This window comes from Streptomonospora salina (assembly GCF_014204715.1).
Classification (GTDB): domain Bacteria; phylum Actinomycetota; class Actinomycetes; order Streptosporangiales; family Streptosporangiaceae; genus Streptomonospora; species Streptomonospora salina.
Window position 1 is genome coordinate 492,549 of sequence record NZ_JACHLY010000001.1, and the last position, 15,527, is coordinate 508,075.

Annotated in this window: 16 protein-coding genes; 7 read left to right on the forward strand and 9 right to left on the reverse strand. The window is 74.3% G+C overall.

Annotated features, from left to right (window positions below; genetic code table 11):
- Positions 1-35: 35 nt before the first annotated feature.
- The 5 genes from hisH to hisD all read right to left on the reverse strand — a co-directional run bounded on the left by hisH (position 36) and on the right by hisD (position 3,993).
- Positions 36-671 (reverse strand): imidazole glycerol phosphate synthase subunit HisH, encoded by a 636-nt coding sequence (gene hisH / locus HNR25_RS02275; RefSeq protein WP_184633043.1) that lies wholly within the window; start codon positions 669-671, stop codon positions 36-38.
- Between the two features lie 54 nt (positions 672-725).
- A complete protein-coding gene (locus HNR25_RS02280) occupies positions 726-890 on the reverse strand; it encodes a CG2302 family histidine operon protein (protein ID WP_184633045.1) in 165 nt (54 codons plus the stop codon).
- Positions 890-1,483 carry an imidazoleglycerol-phosphate dehydratase HisB gene (hisB, locus tag HNR25_RS02285; protein ID WP_184633047.1) on the reverse strand — a complete coding sequence of 198 codons (594 nt, stop codon included), beginning with the start codon at positions 1,481-1,483 and terminating at the stop codon, positions 890-892. The genes HNR25_RS02280 and hisB overlap by 1 nt, the downstream gene beginning before the upstream one ends.
- A 66-nt stretch (positions 1,484-1,549) precedes the next feature.
- Positions 1,550-2,686, reverse strand: a complete 1,137-nt coding sequence (locus tag HNR25_RS02290) for a histidinol-phosphate transaminase (protein WP_184633050.1) — start codon at positions 2,684-2,686, stop codon at positions 1,550-1,552.
- Positions 2,683-3,993, reverse strand: coding sequence for a histidinol dehydrogenase (hisD, locus tag HNR25_RS02295; protein WP_184633052.1), 1,311 nt, complete (start codon positions 3,991-3,993; stop codon positions 2,683-2,685). The genes HNR25_RS02290 and hisD overlap by 4 nt, the downstream gene beginning before the upstream one ends.
- Before the next feature lie 246 nt (positions 3,994-4,239).
- Between hisD and HNR25_RS02300 the strand changes: the two genes are divergently transcribed.
- The 3 genes from HNR25_RS02300 (at position 4,240) to HNR25_RS02310 (ending at position 6,831) form a co-directional block, all read left to right on the forward strand.
- The gene (locus HNR25_RS02300) at positions 4,240-4,800 is read left to right on the forward strand and encodes a ferritin (protein ID WP_184633054.1); all 561 of its coding nucleotides are present in this window, start codon (positions 4,240-4,242) and stop codon (positions 4,798-4,800) included.
- A gap of 252 nt (positions 4,801-5,052) precedes the next feature.
- On the forward strand, positions 5,053-5,544 hold the full coding sequence (ybaK, locus tag HNR25_RS02305) for a Cys-tRNA(Pro) deacylase (RefSeq protein WP_184633056.1): 492 nt from the start codon (positions 5,053-5,055) through the stop codon (positions 5,542-5,544).
- A gap of 156 nt (positions 5,545-5,700) precedes the next feature.
- Complete coding sequence (locus tag HNR25_RS02310; protein ID WP_184633058.1) at positions 5,701-6,831, forward strand: TIGR04222 domain-containing membrane protein; 1,131 nt, start codon at positions 5,701-5,703, stop codon at positions 6,829-6,831.
- A gap of 28 nt (positions 6,832-6,859) precedes the next feature.
- Here HNR25_RS02310 and HNR25_RS02315 read toward each other — a convergent pair whose 3' ends face one another.
- Together HNR25_RS02315 and HNR25_RS02320 are read right to left on the reverse strand one after the other, a co-directional pair.
- Positions 6,860-7,489: a hypothetical protein gene (locus HNR25_RS02315; protein WP_184633060.1), complete on the reverse strand. Its 630-nt coding sequence runs from the start codon at positions 7,487-7,489 to the stop codon at positions 6,860-6,862.
- Between the two features lie 549 nt (positions 7,490-8,038).
- A complete protein-coding gene (locus HNR25_RS02320; protein WP_376767415.1) occupies positions 8,039-8,626 on the reverse strand; it encodes a PadR family transcriptional regulator in 588 nt (195 codons plus the stop codon).
- A 527-nt stretch (positions 8,627-9,153) separates the two neighbouring features.
- On the opposite strand from HNR25_RS02320, the gene HNR25_RS02325 reads away from it, so the two are divergent.
- The 3 genes from HNR25_RS02325 to ligD all read left to right on the forward strand — a co-directional run bounded on the left by HNR25_RS02325 (position 9,154) and on the right by ligD (position 12,171).
- Positions 9,154-10,422 (forward strand): endonuclease/exonuclease/phosphatase family protein, encoded by a 1,269-nt coding sequence (locus HNR25_RS02325; protein ID WP_184633064.1) that lies wholly within the window; start codon positions 9,154-9,156, stop codon positions 10,420-10,422.
- A 133-nt stretch (positions 10,423-10,555) separates the two neighbouring features.
- Positions 10,556-11,224: a DNA polymerase ligase N-terminal domain-containing protein gene (locus HNR25_RS02330; RefSeq protein ID WP_184633066.1), complete on the forward strand. Its 669-nt coding sequence runs from the start codon at positions 10,556-10,558 to the stop codon at positions 11,222-11,224.
- A complete protein-coding gene (gene ligD, locus HNR25_RS02335; protein ID WP_184633068.1) occupies positions 11,221-12,171 on the forward strand; it encodes a non-homologous end-joining DNA ligase in 951 nt (316 codons plus the stop codon). The genes HNR25_RS02330 and ligD overlap by 4 nt, the downstream gene beginning before the upstream one ends.
- Positions 12,172-12,204: 33 nt before the next feature.
- Here the strand turns inward: ligD and HNR25_RS02340 are convergent, their stop codons facing one another.
- Entirely contained in the window at positions 12,205-14,016 is a 1,812-nt protein-coding gene (locus HNR25_RS02340) for an AMP-dependent synthetase/ligase (protein WP_184638707.1), read from the reverse strand.
- Between the two features lie 209 nt (positions 14,017-14,225).
- On the opposite strand from HNR25_RS02340, the gene HNR25_RS02345 reads away from it, so the two are divergent.
- The gene (locus tag HNR25_RS02345) at positions 14,226-14,462 is read left to right on the forward strand and encodes a hypothetical protein (RefSeq protein ID WP_184633070.1); all 237 of its coding nucleotides are present in this window, start codon (positions 14,226-14,228) and stop codon (positions 14,460-14,462) included.
- 118 nt (positions 14,463-14,580) lie between these two features.
- Here HNR25_RS02345 and HNR25_RS02350 read toward each other — a convergent pair whose 3' ends face one another.
- Positions 14,581-15,255, reverse strand: coding sequence for a PaaI family thioesterase (locus HNR25_RS02350; RefSeq protein WP_184633072.1), 675 nt, complete (start codon positions 15,253-15,255; stop codon positions 14,581-14,583).
- Between the last annotated feature and the right edge of the window lie 272 nt (positions 15,256-15,527).

Consider the following 15,527-nt stretch of genomic DNA (forward strand, 5'->3'; position numbering starts at 1 on the left):
GGCGGACGGGGGCGGGCGGTGCGCCGGGGGCGCCATTACAGGGTGCCGACCCAGTTGGCCAGCACCCGGGCTCCGGCGTCGCCGGACTTCTCGGGGTGGAACTGGGCGGCCGCCAGAGGGCCGTTCTCCACCGCCGCGACGAACGGGCTCCCGTGGGTGCTCCAGGTGACCAGCGGCGGCGGGATGTGCGGGGATACGGGCTCCATCGTCCACTCCAGCACGCCGTAGGAGTGCACGAAGTAGAAGCGCTCGTCGGCGCCGACCCCGGCGAACAGCCGGGTCCCCTCGGGCGCCTGCAGGGTGTTCCAGCCCATGTGCGGGACGATGGGCGCCTGCAGGCGCTCCACGGTTCCGGGCCATTCGGCGCAGCCGTCGCTGGCGACGCCGTGCTCGACGCCGCGTTCGAACAGCACCTGCATTCCCACGCAGATGCCCAGCACGGGCCGCCCGCCGGCCAGCCGCTTGCCGATGACGCGGTCGCCGCCGACGCCGCGCAGCCCCTCGATGCAGGAGGAGAACGCACCGACTCCGGGCACGACCAGGCCGTCGGCCTCGACGGCGGTGTGCGGGTCGTCGGTGACGGAGACGTCTGCGCCGGTGCGTTCCAGGGCGCGCTGGGCCGAGCGCAGGTTGCCCGACCCGTAGTCGAGGATGACGACGCGTTTGCTCACGTGGATCCCGCCTTTTCGGATCGTGGGTCGTCGCTGGGGTGGGGGCCGCGGGGGTCAGCCGCCGAAGTAACCCAGGTGCAGGGCTCCGGCGCCCGCGGCCGGCAGTGCGCACACCGCCAGGGCGGCCGCCAGCGCCCGGCTCGACTTCCACGCCGAGACCGCCCCGCCGACCAGCAGACCGCCCAGGGCGACGAGCGCGACACCCCACACTTCGGTCACTACAGCGCGCCCTTGGTCGAGGGGACGCCGCTGACGCGGGGGTCGGGCTCGCACGCCACGCGCAGCGCCCGGGCGAGCGCCTTGAACTGGCACTCGACGATGTGGTGGGCGTTTCGGCCGTAGGGCACGTGGATGTGCAGAGCCACGCGCGCCTGGGCGACGAACGACTCGAAGATGTGCCGGGTCATCGTGGTGTCGTAGTCGCGCCCGATCACCGGTGCCATGCCCGCGGGCTCGCTGTGCACCAGGTAGGGCCGCCCGGACACGTCCGCGGTGACCTCGGCGAGGGCCTCGTCGAGCGGGACCTTGGCGTCGGCGAAGCGGCGGATGCCGGCCTTGTCGCCGAGGGCTTCGGCGAAGGCGGCGCCCAGCGCCAGCGCGGTGTCCTCCATGGTGTGGTGGGAGTCGATGTGCAGGTCGCCTTCGGTGCGCACGGTCAGGTCGAACAGGCCGTGCTTGGCGAGCTGGTCGAGCATGTGGTCGAAGAACCCGACACCGGTGGAGACGTCGGCGGCTCCGCTGCCGTCCAGATCGATCTCGACGGCGACCCGGGTCTCTTTGGTGGCGCGTTCGGCGCGGCCGGTGCGGCTCATCTCGGGCGGTCTCTCCATCAGGGGCGGCGGTGGGGGCGGACGGTACTCGCGCGGGCGGACCGGCGGTCACCTGCGGTCGGCGGTCACCTGGAGCAACGCATCGCGGAACGCCGACATTTCCTCGGGGGTTCCGACGGTGACGCGCAGCATGTGCGGCGGTCCGACCTCGCGCACGAGCACACCGTGCTCCAGCATGGCCGAGAACACCGCGGAACGGTCGTCGAAGTCGCCGAAGAGCACGAAGTTGGCGTCGGAGGCGGCCACCGCGAACCCGTGCGAGCCCAGCCACTCCACCAGCGCGTCGCGCTCCTGGCGCAGGTGTTTGACCTGGCTCTGCAGTTCGCCGGCGAATTCCAGGGCGGTGGCTGCGACCGCCTGGGTGACGGCCGACAGGTGGTAGGGCAACCGCACCAGTTGCAGCGCGTCGACCACGGCCGGGTGGGCGGCGAGGTACCCCACCCGGGCTCCGGCCAGCGCGAAGGCCTTGGACATGGTCCGCGAGACGATCAGCCGGGGGTACCGCTCCAGCAGGGTCAGCGCACTGGGTGTGCCCTCGCGGCGGAACTCGGCGTAGGCCTCGTCGACCACGACCATTCCGGGGGCGGCTTCGGCGATCTCGGCGACGGTCTCCAGTGGCAGCGCAGTGCCGGTGGGATTGTTCGGCGAGGTCAGGAAGACGACGTCGGGCCGGTTGCGGCGCACGGCTTCGACGGCGGCCCGGGTGTCGAGGCCGAAGTCGTGTCCGGTCCGCTCGGCGGAGACCCAGTCGGTGCAGGTGACGCGGGAGATGACCGGGTGCATCGAATAGGAGGGCTCGAACCCCATGGCGGTGCGGCCGGGACCGCCGAAGGTCTGCAGGATCTGCTGCAGGATCTCGTTGGACCCGTTGGCGGCCCACACGCGGGCGCCGTCGAGTCCGTGGCCGAGGTAGTCGGCCAGGGCGGCGCGCAGCCGGGTCGCGTCGCGGTCGGGGTAGCGGTTGAGGCCGGCCGCGGCCTCCTCGACGTTGCGGGCCAGTGCCGCCGCCAGGGCGGGCGAGGGCGGATAGGGGTTCTCGTTGGTGTTCAGCGCGACGGGGACCTCCAGTTGGGGCGCCCCGTACGGGCTGCGTCCGCGCAGGTCCTCGCGCAGCGGCAGATCCTCCACCGTGGTCTGCGCCGGTGCGGTGGCGTCCGCGCCGGCGCCGCCGGTCTCGGGGCTCACCGGGATCCCTCCTCGCCGCCGCCGACGCGGGCGGCGACGGCTTCGCCGTGGGCGGGCAGGTCTTCGGCCTCGGCCAGCGCCGCCACGTGGGGGGCGGCCGCGGCCAGGGCTCCGCGGTCGTATTCGACGACGTGCACGCCGCGCAGGAACGTCTGCACGCTCAGGCCGGCCGTGTGCACGGCGCTGCCTCCGGTGGGCAGCACGTGGTTGGAGCCGGCGCAGTAGTCGCCGAGGGAGACCGGCGAGTACGGGCCGACGAATACGGCGCCGGCGTTGCGCACGGCGGCGGCGCGGTCGGCGGCGTCGGCCGTCATGATCTCCAGGTGCTCGGCGGCGTAGGCGTCGACGACGGTCAGGCCGTGGTCGAGGTCGTCGACCAGCACGATGCCGGACTGGCGGCCGCTCAGCGCCTCGGCGACGCGGTCGCGGTGGCGGGTGGCGTCCGCGCGGGCCGCCAGTTCGGCCTCGACCTTGCCGGCGAGCTCGGTGGAGGGCGTCACCAGAACGGAGGCGGCCAGCACGTCGTGCTCGGCCTGGCTGACGAGGTCGGCGGCGACGTAGGCGGGGTCGGCGGTGTCGTCGGCCAGGACCGCGATCTCGGTGGGCCCGGCTTCGGCGTCGATGCCGATGACGCCCTTGAGCAGCCGCTTGGCGGAGGCCACCCAGATGTTTCCGGGGCCGGTGACCATGTCGGCGCGCCGGCATTCGCCGGAACCGTAGGCGAACATGGCCACCGCCTGGGCGCCGCCGACGGCGTAGACCTCGTCGACGCCCAGCATGGCGCAGGCGGCCAGCGTGGTGGGGTGGGGCAGCCCCCCGAACTCGGCCTGAGGCGGCGAGGTGACGGCCAGCGAGGCGACACCGGCCTCTTGGGCGGGCACCACGTTCATCACGACGCTGGAGGGGTAGGCGGCGCGGCCGCCGGGGACGTACAGGCCCACGCGGCCGACCGGGACCCAGCGCTCGGTGACGGTGCCGCCGGGCACCACGCGGGTGGTGGTGTCCGCACGCCGCTGGTCGGCGTGCACGCTCCGGGCGCGCTCGATCGACTCCTGGAGCGCGGCTCTGACACCGGGGTCCAGGGACTCCAGCGCGGAGTCGAGCTCGGCACGGGGGACGCGGATGCCGGGGAGCCGGACGCCGTCGAAGCGCTCGGTGAGCTCGACGAGCGCCTCGGTGCCGCGCTCGCGGACGTCCTCGCAGATGGGGCGCACCTTGTCGAGGGAGGCGCTGACGTCGGTCGCGGCGCGCGGGAGCAGCGCGCGCGGGTCGCCGGAGCTTCCTCGGAGGTCGATTCGGGAGATCACGGGTTCATTCTAGGGGGTCGGGGGTGGGTGAGGAGCGGACGCCGCGGCCGGCCCCGGGGCGGGGCGCCCGCAGGCGCACGGCACCGGTGAACCGATTTGAGGGAAGCCTTGCCGAATGCCCGGGAATTTAGCTTCGCCTAACTTCGGAACACCTAACCTAAATCAAACACGGCAAGGTTTTCCTAAGTGTCGGAGGTTACGCCCCAGGAAATCGACAATCCATTTGTTCGGCGTTATTGTCGAACCATGAACGCGACGACACGGACCTCTGAGCACGGACTTTCCAAGTTCCACCGCCTGCTGCTTGAGCAGGTAGGACACGAATTCACCGCGTCGCACCAGTACTTCGCGCTCGCAGCCTGGTTCGACGACCGGGACCTGCCGGGGCTCGCGCGGGTGTTCTACCGGCAGTCGCTGGAAGAGCGCGACCACGCGACGATGATGGTGCGCTACCTCCTCGACAACGGCGTCTCCCCCGACATTCCCGGTGTCGACGGAATCCAGACCGACTTCACCGAGCCGCGCGAACTCGTGGCGCTGGCACTGAGCCAGGAGCAGCAGGTGACCGCCCAGATCCGCGGGCTCGCCGGGGCGGCCCGCGAGGAGCAGGACTACACCGGTGAGCAGTTCGTCAACTGGTTCCTGCAGGAGCAGGTCGAGGAGGTCTCGACCATGTCGACCCTGCTCAACGTCGTCGACCGCGGCAACGGCAACATGTTCGACGTCGAGACCTGGGTCAACCGGGAACTGCCGGACTCCGCGGCCGACTCCGGGGCGCCCGAGACCGCGGGGCCCGCGGTCGGTTGAGACCGCGGCCGGCCCGCTGGGCCGACCCGGCTCCGCGGCGCCTGCCACCGGGGGTGGCAGGCGCCGCGGAGCCGGGCATAGGTGTGATTCCATACCGGTTGCCGCTCTTTCCGCCGAACACCGTGCTCGGGCCCGGGACACCTCGGCCGCTGTGCCGGTTCGACGGGTGCTACCGCCGCCCGATCGCCGACCTGCCGGACGGTTTCGACGGCGCGGAGGAGGCCGGCGAAGGCGCGACGACGAGGAGGCGGGATGGGCTCCGGGCAGACTCCGGCCACGGCCGCGGCGCAGCGCGACGGGATCGACTACCGGCTGCACCCCTACGACGCCGGCGGGGCGGCCCCACGGGACGGCGCGTCCTACGGCGAGGAGGCTGCCGCGGCCCTGGGGATCGGCCCCGACCGGATGTTCAAAACCCTGGTGGCCGAGGTCGACGGCCGCCTGGTCGTGGGTGTGGTGCCGGTCGCGGGCGGGCTCGACCTCAAGGCGCTGGCGGCGGCCGCCGGCGGCAAGCGTGCCGCCATGGCCGATCCCGCCGACGCTGAACGGGCCACCGGCTATGTGGTGGGGGGTATAAGCCCGTTGGGCCGGCGCAAGCGGCTGCCCGCCGTCGTCGACTCCTCGGCGGCCGGCTACGACACCGTGTTCGTCTCGGCGGGGCGCCGGGGCCTGCAGATGGAGCTGGCGCCGGCCGACCTCCTGCGCGGCGCCGGCGCCGAGACCGCACCCATCGCCGCCCCCTGAACCGGACCGCGCCGGTCCGGCGGCCGGCCCGCACCGCCCGCCGGGCCGGGCGACCCGTGCACGAGCGGGGCCCGGCGCCCCCCTTTCCTCGGCGGCCCGTCGGTCTTACCGTTGTCCCACCGAGGTGAACACACCGGGGCGTGTGGAGGAGGCGCGATGGTCGCCGGAATCGTGTCGGCCGCGACACTGGGCTACCTGACCGTCGCCGCCTGCTACATCGCCACCCGGCTGGCGTATGCGCGCATCCGCCGCGGCGGCCCGCGGCTCCCGCCCGTAGGTCCCGACGAGCTCGACCCCTTCGACCTGGCCATGCTCGCCGGCGGCCGCCAGCGCATGGGCGAGGTCGCACTCGCCGAGCTGTACCTGAGCGGGCGCGCGGTCGCGCGGGGCCGAGGGCTGGTCTCCCGCCCCCAGCAGGCCGAACAGCAGCAGTCCCGGCTCTCCCCGACGCCGTTCGCCCGGCTGCTGGACGCCCGCTTGGACCCGTCCCGATCCGTGGCCGCCGTGCGGCTGGTGCGCCTGGCCGCCGGCGCCGATCCGGCGACCGGCGTGCTGTGGCGGCTGCGCCGACTGGGCCTGTTCGTCGCGCCGGAGCGACTGGCCCGGGTCACGCTGCCGCGCACCGCCGCGTGGGGCCTGCACACGCTCATCGGCGCCGCAGGGGTGATCGCGGGCGGGGGCGCGGTGCTGTGGGCGACGATCCCCGCGGGGCAGCGCCTGCACGCGGTGCCGCTGGTGATCGCGGCCGTGCTGATCGTCTACCCGGCGCTGGTCTACGCCGGCGCCCGGGCACTGGGCGCAATGCAGGGAGCGGTCGCCGTCGCGGCGGCGGCGACCGCCGCCGCGCTCCCCGTTCTGCCGTCGCCCCGGGAACCGGCGGCCCTCCTGGCGCTGCTGGCGGGCTGGTGGCTGCTGCACGGTCTCTACCGGGGCACCGGCGGCACGCTGGGGCCGCGCACGGCGGCCGGCGACGCGCTGCTCACGGAGGCCGGCGCGGAGGCCGGAGACGCCGGTTCCGCGGCGTCGGCGCTGCGGTCGACGTCCCTGCTGGGGTTCCGCGCTCTGCGGCGCGGACGGCGCGGACGCGAACCGCTGCCGCCGGAGCACGCCGAGTTCGCCGCGGTGTGCTCCTTCGCCGCCGCGTGCGGCGCCGGGGTGGGCCGCCCCGACCGCGGACTGGGCGGCAACTTCGGCTGTGACGGCGGCACCGGCGACTGGCGCCGCGAGGGCTCCGCGGCGGCGGCCGTGCGGCGGCGCCCGGGACGCGGTCCCGAAGCCGCCGCGTGAAGCCGCGGCGGGCGGCGGGATCCGGCCTTCAGCCGGAGTCGCGGGCCTGCTCGCCGCCGGTGGCGCCGGCGTCCTCTCCGGCCGCGCCGCCGCGACCGGACGCGGCGGGTTCACCGGCCCCGGGGGCTTCGGCGCGGCGCTCGGCGGGCACGTCGCCGCGCCACAGGCTGACGGCGTCGAAGAGCCCGTACTGCAGCACCGCGACGAACGGCCAGACCATCAGCGCGCTGAGGGCGTGCAGCTGCAGCCCCGACCGGACCACTGTGCCGGGGCTCGCGGAGGAGACGACCCGGCGGAACTCCGCGGCGTCGATCAGCGTTCCCACCTGCCAAGCGGCGAACGCACCGAGGAGCGACCCGGCCGCCAGGGACACCAGGCAGACCATGCGCAGGTCCGCGGCGTCGCGGGCCGCCAGCCGGTACTGGACGATGTAGACGGTGTAGCCGCACGCCAGTCCGGCGGCGGTCATGATCAGTACGAAGAAGCCGTCGACCGCGAAGTCGGCGTCGGAGACGGGCAGGGGCAGGATCCTGCCGTCGCGGCCGACGGTCACCTGCGGCCGCGGGGCCAGCAGCCACCACAGCGGCCCCAGCGCAGCCCCCAGCGCCGCCGTTCCCCCCAGTACGGCCCCGCCTACGGCGAGCTTCCGGCGCTTCATCGGACGCCGCACCCCCTTGTCCGGTCCGGTCCCGGCCGGCCGGCGGCGCGGCTCCGCGGCTGCAACCGCGGGGACCGCCGCAGGCCCGGCGCATGGTCGCGGTCACCCGGTCGGCGGCGCGGCCGGCCGGCTTTCCCCGTCGGCTTGTGCGGGCAGGACGTCACCTGCTCCGCCTCCTTTCCGGTCCGCGCAGCGGGAAACCGGGAGCGTCGGGCACGGTGGACCCGTGTCGGCGCCGCGTCCGCTCCCCGCTCTCCCCGATTCTCCGCAACAGCCGGCGCGCAGCGCCGGCCGTCGGGTTCGGCCGGTGCGCCCCTGCGGTCACGCAGCGGCACCGGCACCGCTCAACGGTACGGCAGATGCGCACCGGTCCGGCCGCGGCCCCCGTCGGGCGCGCCGGGGAACGCTGCCGGACGGCACCGCGCGGCCGCAGCGAGCCCCGCCCCGAGGGGGCGGACGCATGCGGGCACCGGCCGCAACGGCGCCCCCGCGCCCGTTGCGGCCGGTGCCGGGCGGGGCGGGCGGGAAGCCCCGCCCCGCCGGAGCGCTCTACGTCGGATCCGGCCCGTCGGCTCCGTTCCCGCCGGCGTCCTCGGTATCGCCGTCGTCCTCGGCGAGGATGCGGTAAAGGCCGCGCTTGCTCTCGGCCAGCAGGCGCTTGGCGCGCTCGACCTGATCGTCGGTCCCGGCCTGGGCGACCTGGGCGGCGGCCGTGGCCAACTGGTAGGCCAGCGAGCTGATCTCTCCGTAACGGGCCTGGGAGTCCTCGGACTCTTCGGACACGGCGTCCCAGGGCGGGGTGAGGTCGGCGGCGTTGCCCTCGACGTACTCCCGCCCCTCGTCGGTCAGCTCGAAGGGCCGGCGCCGGCCGGCTCCGGCGTTCGCCGCCTGGCGCACGAGCGCTTCGTCCTCCAGCTGCTGCAGCATCGGATAGACCGACCCCGGACTCGGGCGCCAGGCGTTTCCGCTGCGCTCGCGCCCTTCGCGGATAATCTCGTAGCCGCTGCGCGGCTCCTCCGCCAGGAGCAGCAGGATCCCGGTGCGGACGTCGCCCCGGCGGGCCCGCGTCCCCCCGCGGCGCCGGCGCCCTTCACCGCCGCCGAACGGTCCCGGGAAGGGGCCGGGCGGGAACGGCATTCCGCCCCAGTGCCCCCCGGGAGGTCCGGGAGGTCCGGGAGGCGTCGGAGGCCCGGGAGGACCTCCGCCTCGCGGGCCCCGTGCCCAGTCCGCCATCCCCTCGAACGGCCCGCCGCGGAAGCCGCCGCGGCCGCGCCGGTGGTTCCGCAGCCGCTCACGCATGTCGTCATTCCAGGCGCCGGTTTCGCCGGCGCCCGCATCGTCGGGCCGCCAGGCGCCGCGACCGGGTATGCCGGCACGGCCTCCCCACGGCATCGGCATAGCAGTCATGTCCGTACCCCCGTACGTCTCGACACGGTTTATCGTCTTCTCGATACGTAACTGCCTATCGAGATACTTTTACGATATATCTATAACATCGCACCGTCAACACGCGGCCGCCTATCCCGGTTCCGCCCGACCGGACACGGCTGCGCGACTGTTCACCCGGAGACCTCCGCAGCGCCGCCCGGCGGTGGAACGGTGGGACACCGCCGGGCGTTCACGGCCCGGCGGCAACCGGACACCCCGGCTCGGAAAGGACCCCCATGCCCCGCACCCGACCCCGGACGCTGCTCACCTTCGCGGCGGCGCTGGCCTGCGCACTGGCCACCGCCCCCACCGCCATCGCCGCCCCGGCCGGCTCCGGCGGCGGACACGGCGGCTCCGGACGCCACGGCACCGAAACCGTGCGCTTCGCGACGTTCAACGCCTCGCTGAACAGAGCCGAAGAGGGCGCGCTGATCGCGGACCTGTCCGATCCCGGCGACGCGCAGGCGCAGGCCGCTGCCGAGGTCGTCCAGCGCGCCCGCCCCGACGTCCTGCTGGTCAACGAGTTCGACTACGACGAACAGGGCCGTGCCGCCGAACTGTTCCAGCGCAACTACCTCTCGCGCCCCCAGAGCGGCGCCGACCCCATCCGCTACCGGTACCGCTACAGCGCGCCCAGCAACACCGGCGTGGCTTCCGGATCCGACCTGAACGACGACGGCCGCACGGTCACCCGGCCCGGCGCCGACGGCTACGGCGACGACGCCTTCGGATTCGGCGCGTTCCCCGGCCAGTACGGGATGGTCCTCTATTCGCGCCATCCGATCGACCGCGACGCCGTGCGCACGTTCCAGACCTTCCGCTGGGCCGACATGCCCGGCGCGATGCTGCCCACCGACCCCGGGACCGGCGAGGACTACTACTCCGCGCAGGAGCTCCGGAAGCTGCGGCTGTCCTCCAAGAGCCACTGGGACGTGCCGGTCCGGATCGGCGCCGGCAGGCCCGTGCACCTGCTGGCGTCCCACCCCACGCCGCCGAGCTTCGACGGCCCCGAGGGGCGCAACGTCGCGCGCAACCACGACGAGAACCGGTTCTTCGCCGACTACGTGTCCCCGAGCGACAGCGGCTACATCTACGACGACGACGGACGGCGCGGCGGCCTGCGCCCCGGCTCCCGGTTCGTGATCGCCGGGGACCTCAACGCCGACCCCTACGACGGCGACGGCCATCCGCGCGCCACCCGGCAGCTGCTTCAGGCCCACCGCGTCGACGAAAGGGTGCGGCCCACAAGCGAGGGCGCGGTGCGGGCCGCCGACGAGCAGGGCGGCGCCAACGCCGAGCACTCCGGCGACCCCGCGCTGGACACCGCCGACTTCGGCGAGCCCTCTCCGGGCAACCTGCGCGTGGACTACGTGCTGCCGTCCCGTGGGCTGCCGGCCTCCGACGGCGGCGTGTTCTGGCCGGAGCCGGGGCGCCCCGGCTCCGGGGCCGCCGCGCAGGCCTCCGACCACCGCCTGGTCTGGCTCGACGTACGCCGCCACGGCTGACCGGCTGCGGGCCGGGGCGGCGGGGCCTGCCGCCCCGGCCCGGTCCGGCCGCCGCGGCGTGTAGCGGCGCCGGGCCCCGGGTAGCCGCGCAGCCGGGAACGCGCGGTCGCCGACCGCCGGAACGGGGGAAATCATGGACCGGTCCGCCGACTCCGGAGCCGCGCCGGGCGACGCGCGGGACTCGGCTCTCTCGCGGTACCGGCGCCGGCGCGACTTCGCCCGTACCGCCGAGCCCGACGGCTCCACCGGCGACGGCGGCCGCGAGGGCGGCCCGCTGTTCGTCGTCCAGCGCCACATCGCCCGGAGCGAGCACTACGACCTGCGCCTTGAGGTCGACGGGGTGCTCAAGTCCTGGGCCGTGCCCAAGGGCCCGTCCACCGATCCCGACGACAAGCGCCTGGCGGTGCCCACCGAGGACCACCCGCTCGACTACGCCGGGTTCGAGGGCACCATCCCCGCCGACGACTACGGCGGCGGCACGGTGCTGGTCTGGGACACCGGCACTTACGCCAACACCACCGGGAGGAGTATGGCGGAGGGGTTGGCGCACGGCCACGTCTCGTTCGAGCTGAACGGCGAGAAGCTGACCGGCCGCTTCGCGCTTCACCGGTTCCGCCCGGGCGGTGCGGACGAGCAGGGGCAGTGGCTGCTGGTCAAGGAGCACGACTCCGCGGCCGGGTCCGGCAGCGGCCCCGTATCCACGCGGCCGGAGTCGGTGCGCACCGGCCGCGGGATCGGCGAGGTGGCCGACGAGGAGGGCCGTACGGTCGAGGGCCGCCCGCGCGATGGGGACCGACGATGAGCGCGGACGCGGTGGCGCTGCGGGCGGGTTCGCGCACCGTCGAACTCGGCAAACCCGACAAGGAGCTGTTCGGAGGCGGCGGTGTCACCAAGCGGGAGCTCGCCGAGCACTACCGCGCCGTCGCGCCGGTCATGCTGCCGCACGTGCGCGACCGGCCGCTGGCACTGCACCGCTTCCCCGACGGGATCTTCGCCGACGGCGGCAGTGCGGGGTTCTTCCAGAAGCGGCTGCCCGCCCACGCCCCCGACTGGGTCGGCGGGGTCGAGGTGCACCGCGAACAGGGCGGCTCCATCACCATGGCGGTCTGCGACGACACCGCGGGCCTGCTCTGGCTGGCCGACCAGGCTGTGGTCACCCTGCACCCGTGGCTGAGCCGCACCGGCGACCTGGAGCGCCCCGACCGCGTCGTCGTCGACCTCGACCCGGCGGGAGACGATTTCGCCCTGGCGCGGGAGGCGGCCCGCGACGTCCGCGCCGGTCTGGAGGAGGCCGGGTTGGTCCCGTTCGTGATGACGACGGGATCGCGCGGGCTGCATGTGGTCGCGCCGATCCGGCCGCAGCGGCAGTTCGACACGGTGCGCGCGTTCGCCCGCCGCCTGGCCGACCGCGTGGCCCGGCGCCGCCCCGACGCCTACACGACCGAGTTCCGCACGGACAAGCGCCGCGGACGACTGTTTTTGGACGTGCTCCGCAACGCCTACGCGCAGCACGCCGTGGCGCCCTACTCCGTGCGGGCCCTGCCGGGAGCGCCGGTGGCCGTGCCCGTGGCCTGGGAGGAGTTGGACGGGCTCGGCTCGGCGCGGGAGTGGACGGTGCGCACGCTCGGCGGGCGGCTGGAGCGCATGAAGGAGGCCGGCGGCGACCCGTGGCAGGGCATGGCCCGCCGCGCCCGCTCCCCGCACACGGCGGCGGAGCGCTGGGAGCGGGCACAGCGGCGCTCCCGGTGAGGGGCCGGACCCGCCGTGCGGGCCCGGGACGGCTCACCGCTTGGCGTACATCTCCTCGACGGCGTCGCTGTAGCGGTCGGCGATGCGCGCGCGGCGCAGTTTCAGTGTCGGAGTCAGCGTCTCGTCCTCGACGCTGAACGACTCCGGCAGGATACGGAACGCGCGCACGGACTCCGCCCGCGAAACCGCGGCGTTGGCGCCGTCGACGGCCTTCTGCACCTCGGCGCGCAGCGCCGGGTCGGAGTCGGGGCCGCCGTGCGGCGCGTCGGCGGCGTAACCGTTGTCCCGCTTCCACCGGGCGAGCTCGTCGGGATCCAGGGTGATCAGGGCGACCACGAAGGAGCGGCCGTCGCCCAGGAGCATGCACTGCTCCACGAGCGGGTGGGCGCAGACACGCTCTTCGGCCGGTACCGGCGCGACGTTCTTGCCACCGGCTGTCACCAGGATCTCCTTCTTGCGGCCGGTGACGCTGACGTAGCCGTCGTCGTCGATCTCGCCGAGGTCGCCGGTGGCGAACCAGCCGTCGACGAACGCGTCCTCGGTGGCCTGGGGCCGGTTCCAGTAGCGGGTGAAGACCGGGGCGCCGCGGACGAGGATCTCGCCGTCGTCGGCCAGGCGCACCTCGACGCCGGGCAGCGGTCCGCCGACGGTTCCGGGCCGGACCCGCCCGGGAGTGTTGGCCATCACCGCGGCCGTGGTCTCGGTCAGGCCGTAGCCCTCGTAGACGTCCAGGCCGATGCCGCGGTAGAAGTGCAGCAGGCGTGCGTCCAGGGCTCCGCCCCCGGAGATGACGCGCTTGCAGCGGCCGCCCAGCGCCGCGGTCAGCTTGCGGTAGACCAGCCGGTCCATGACGGCCCGGCGCAGGCGCAGCACCGGCCCGGGCCCGCCGGCGTCGACGGCCTCGCTGTAGGCCACCGCGGTCGCGGTGGCGGCGTCGAAGATGCGCCGACTCAGCCCGCCGGTGCGTTTGCGCGCGCTCGCGTGGATCTTCTCGAACACGTAGGGCACGGCGAGCAGGAACGTCGGACGGAAGGTGCCCAGGTCGTCGATGAGCGAGGCGACGCCGGCGGTGTGGCCCAGACGGGCGCCGGAGTGGATGACTCCGACCTGGACCATGCGCCCGAACACGTGGGCCAGCGGCAGGAAGAGCAGCGTCGCCGGCGGTGTGCCGTCGGGCTCGGGCTCGAACATCGTGGGCAGCGACAGCTCCACCGCCTGGATCTCGGCGAGGAAGTTGCGATGGGTGAGCACGCAGCCCTTGGGGGTTCCGGTCGTGCCGGATGTGTAGACGATGGTGGCCGGATCGTCGTGGCCGACACCGGCGCGCCGCTCCTCCACCGTGCTGTCGGCGACGTCGGCGCCGGCGGCACGCAGCTCGTCGAGGGCGCCGGTGTCGAAGCACCACACCGCTTCCAGCGCCTCGGGGCCGTCCGGGGACGCACGCAGTTCCTCGACCATGGCGGCGTGGTCGGTGTCGTCGACGACGCAGGCGACGCATCCGGAGTCGACGAGGATCAGCGCGGCCTGCTCGGCCGAGGAGGAGGGGTAGATCGGCACCGAGACGGCGCCGGCGGTCCAGACGGCGTAGTCCAGCAGCGTCCACTCGTAGCGGTTGCCCGACAGCAGCCCCACCCGGTCGCCCGCCCGCACGCCTCGGGCGACGAGGCCCTTGGCCAGGGCCACGACCTCGTCGCGGACCTCGGCGGCGGACATGTCCTGCCAGCGTCCGCCTTCCTGGCGGCTGAGCATGGGGCGGTCGGGGAAGCGTCCGGCGCGCGCGAAGAGCGTGTCGGCGAGCCCGCCCTGCACGGGGAGTTCGACCGGTGTGGGGTCGGCAGTACTCATCGTCACCACTCCGGTGTATCGGACAGACGATGCGAAACCGCCCATAAAAAGGCGATAAGGTCCATGATCTAGCTCATACTCCGCCGACCGCCCATAACCGCGCGTGTCGCGGGTAGCCGCCCGTGAGGCAGGGAGTGCGGCGGACGCCTCTCCCCTCCCTGCGGACAGCGATCCGCGGATCGACGAGAGCCATCCCCCGAGGAGGATCCATGGGGATCCGAAACAACCGGATCGAACGCACGATGCGCCGGGCCATGGGCGGCAGGCTCGACGGCATGGGCGGCGGGTCTCCCGCCTCGCGCACGCATCGCCCCCACCTCAAGGGCGGCGCTGCGCAGGCCCGAGGACTGGGCGCCGCCGTCCGGCCGAACCCGCAGAACCGCGGCGGGATGCAGCGCGGCCTCCGGAGGATCGAGAACCGGCTGCGCCGGGCGATCCGCCGCTGAACGCGCACCCCGAGATCCCGCAACGAGCGCCGCACGGCAGGGCCGGGCCCTGGCGTGCGGCGCTGTTCGGCTGTGCGCCGCGGACAGCGCGGCCCCAGGCCCCGCCGGCGCGGCGCGGCTACGCGCCCCCGTCCCCGGGAAGGTTCATGCGGACCATGAGCGCGGTCCCCTCGGCGGTGACCTGGCCGTCGTGCCGGATCTCGCCGGACACGAAGACCTTGCGCCGCTCGGTTCCGCTGACACGGGCGGTGATCTCCAGGGGCGCGTCCAGCGGCGTGGGGTTGCGGTAGTTCACGTCCAGGTTGGCCGTGAGGCCGGGCATGCCCGCGGCGCTCGCCGCCGAGCCCAGTGCCTGGTCGAGCAGAGCGGCGACCCAGCCGCCGTGCACCAGCCCCGGCGGTCCCTGGTACGTGCCGTTCAGCACGGCCTCGCCGCGCAGCCCGCCTTCGGGCGCCGCCTCCATCCGCAGCGGGGGCGCCGCGGCGTTGGTCGGTCCGGCGACGATGTTGGTGAGGGTGCCGTATTCGACCCGGCCGTCGGGCCAGGACTGCTGGATCATGGTGCCGACGCCGTGCCGCTCGCCCTTCAGGCGGTCGCTCGCTGCGGCGACGGCCTCGCGGGCCGCGGTGAGTTCTTCGGCGCCGGCTTTGGTGTGGGCGACGGCGTCGACCAGGGAGCGCACCTCCTCGACGAGGGACACCAGCTCCGCGGGGATCTCCTCCTCGGGCACCACCGAGAACCCGAAGTCGCGAGGGTCGGGGAGTTCGGCAACCGGCTTCGCGTCGACCGTCATGGCTTCCTTTGCTGTGCTGGGTGTTCTCTGCCCGGCGGGGCGGCCGCGCCGCCGGGGCGGCCGGCCGGCGGCCCGACCGCGCGCCTGCATGCTCCGCGCCCGCCCTGATCGCCCGCGGCGGCCGGCGCGGCGCCGACCGACCGACCGACAAGGTTACTGGCAAGTAGCTTCATGATCACCGACGACGGCGCACGAAAGCAACGCGACAACCGTCACAGCCGCGACGAATGGAGCATCCACCCGGTCGACGCGCACGGCGGACGATCCCGTTC

Bases quoted from the DNA above. Each gene is read 5' to 3' on its own strand.
- hisB (WP_184633047.1), bottom strand. From the start codon at position 1,483: ATGAGCCGCACCGGCCGCGCCGAACGCGCCACCAAAGAGACCCGGGTC.
- HNR25_RS02300 (WP_184633054.1), top strand. From the start codon at position 4,240: ATGAACGCGACGACACGGACCTCTGAGCACGGACTTTCCAAGTTCCAC.
- ybaK (WP_184633056.1), top strand. From the start codon at position 5,053: ATGGGCTCCGGGCAGACTCCGGCCACGGCCGCGGCGCAGCGCGACGGG.
- HNR25_RS02310 (WP_184633058.1), top strand. From the start codon at position 5,701: ATGGTCGCCGGAATCGTGTCGGCCGCGACACTGGGCTACCTGACCGTC.
- HNR25_RS02315 (WP_184633060.1), bottom strand. From the start codon at position 7,489: ATGAAGCGCCGGAAGCTCGCCGTAGGCGGGGCCGTACTGGGGGGAACG.
- HNR25_RS02320 (WP_376767415.1), bottom strand. From the start codon at position 8,626: ATGCCGTTCCCGCCCGGCCCCTTCCCGGGACCGTTCGGCGGCGGTGAA.
- HNR25_RS02325 (WP_184633064.1), top strand. From the start codon at position 9,154: ATGCCCCGCACCCGACCCCGGACGCTGCTCACCTTCGCGGCGGCGCTG.
- HNR25_RS02330 (WP_184633066.1), top strand. From the start codon at position 10,556: ATGGACCGGTCCGCCGACTCCGGAGCCGCGCCGGGCGACGCGCGGGAC.
- ligD (WP_184633068.1), top strand. From the start codon at position 11,221: ATGAGCGCGGACGCGGTGGCGCTGCGGGCGGGTTCGCGCACCGTCGAA.
- HNR25_RS02340 (WP_184638707.1), bottom strand. From the start codon at position 14,016: ATGAGTACTGCCGACCCCACACCGGTCGAACTCCCCGTGCAGGGCGGG.
- HNR25_RS02345 (WP_184633070.1), top strand. From the start codon at position 14,226: ATGGGGATCCGAAACAACCGGATCGAACGCACGATGCGCCGGGCCATG.
- HNR25_RS02350 (WP_184633072.1), bottom strand. From the start codon at position 15,255: ATGACGGTCGACGCGAAGCCGGTTGCCGAACTCCCCGACCCTCGCGAC.